Source organism: Sporosarcina luteola (genome assembly GCF_007991495.1).
Taxonomy (GTDB): domain Bacteria; phylum Bacillota; class Bacilli; order Bacillales_A; family Planococcaceae; genus Sporosarcina; species Sporosarcina luteola.
This window is the reverse complement of sequence record NZ_BJYL01000077.1, coordinates 1-1,407: the sequence shown is the minus strand read 5'-3', so window position 1 is coordinate 1,407 and position 1,407 is coordinate 1. Positions and strand designations below refer to the sequence as shown.

The following is a 1,407-nucleotide window of genomic DNA, read 5'->3' as shown; positions in this document are numbered from 1 at the left end:
ATTTCTTTTCAAGTAAGAATACTTTCCCTATCAACCTCTACATTGTACAGTGTTACTAATGTAGATGAAAATAAAAACGGAGGTGCTCCTTTGAAAAAAAGAGAGATTGGCAAGAGTGGACTATACGTATCAGAACTCGGGCTTGGGTGCATGTCATTTCCTGACGATTTGAATGTAGTAAAAACAATCGTAGACGCGGCGTTACACGCAGGCATCAATTTCTTTGATACAGCTGATTTATACGCAGGTGGCAAAAATGAAGCTATGGTCGGTGAAGTGCTGAAAGGGAGACGTGATGAAATTATCCTTGCGACAAAGGTCGGCAACCGAATGATCCCTGGAGAGGAAGGCTGGCGCTGGGATTCCTCAAAGGAATATATAAAAGAAGCAGTTAAAGAGAGTTTGAAGCGGCTTGGAACGGACTATATCGACCTTTATCAATTGCATGGCGGTACGATGGAGGATGATGTTTCCGAAACGATTGAAGCGTTTGAGGATTTGAAAAAGGAAGGCGTCATCCGGCAATACGGCATTTCATCGATTCGACCGAATGTCATTGAACGTTTTTTAAGGGACAGCTCTGCTATTTCTGTCATGATGCAATACAGTCTGCTAGATCGGCGTCCTGAGGAATGGTTTCCGATGATTCGTGAAGCTGGGGCTTCAGTCATTACGAGAGGCACGTTGGCAAAAGGATTATTGACAGGCGAAGGAATCTCGAGAGTTGGTAAGGTGGATGGCTTCGCTGCATATGATGCCGAACATTTACAAAGGACAGTCGGAGAGGTGCATGAAACTGCGAGTGACGTGCATGCACTCGCCCTTTCATTCAATTTGAACGAAGACGTTGTCTCTTCGGCGCTAATCGGAGCCAGCTCAAAAAATCAACTCCTTGATTCGATTGTTGCGTATGAAGCGACAGTGGAGAAATCAGAGATTGCATCGATCTCACAAATTACGGAAGCCCATCGTTACGAACAGCACCGACCGTGAGTCTGTAATACTTTCGAAACAAATCTGTAATGATTAGGAAACTCTTTGAGGGGTATTTAACGAATAGGCAACTATTAATGATTACACCTTGGAGGAGATTTCGATGAAATTATTGACAGAAGACAAAAAATGGCTAAAACTTGGAGCAGCCACGTTCCTTTCCGTAGGACTACTTGCAGCATGCGGTGACGGAGACGACGATACGGATGTAGATGTCAATAATCCACCTGCCGATGTTAATGACGGTACGGATACAGATGTGGATCTTGATGTTGATGATGGAACTGATACCGACACTGATGATAGCCAATAAACAAATGAAAAACGAGACTCTGCTATGGAGTCTCGTTTCAGACTGTAGACAAAAGGGTTGGAAATCGTAGATTTCCAACCCTTTTGCTTAAAAATGTAAAT

General features: G+C 43.5%; 2 protein-coding genes. Both read left to right on the top strand.

Annotated elements, in window-relative coordinates:
• Positions 1 to 90: 90 nt before the first annotated feature.
• Entirely contained in the window at positions 91 to 993 is a 903-nt protein-coding gene (locus SLU01_RS17825) for an aldo/keto reductase (protein ID WP_147060873.1), read from the top strand.
• 103 nt (positions 994 to 1,096) lie between these two features.
• Positions 1,097 to 1,306 (top strand): hypothetical protein, encoded by a 210-nt coding sequence (locus tag SLU01_RS17820; RefSeq protein ID WP_147060871.1) that lies wholly within the window; start codon positions 1,097 to 1,099, stop codon positions 1,304 to 1,306.
• Positions 1,307 to 1,407 lie beyond the last annotated feature (101 nt).

Bases quoted from the DNA above. Each gene is read 5' to 3' on its own strand.
- SLU01_RS17820 (WP_147060871.1), top strand. From the start codon at position 1,097: ATGAAATTATTGACAGAAGACAAAAAATGGCTAAAACTTGGAGCAGCC.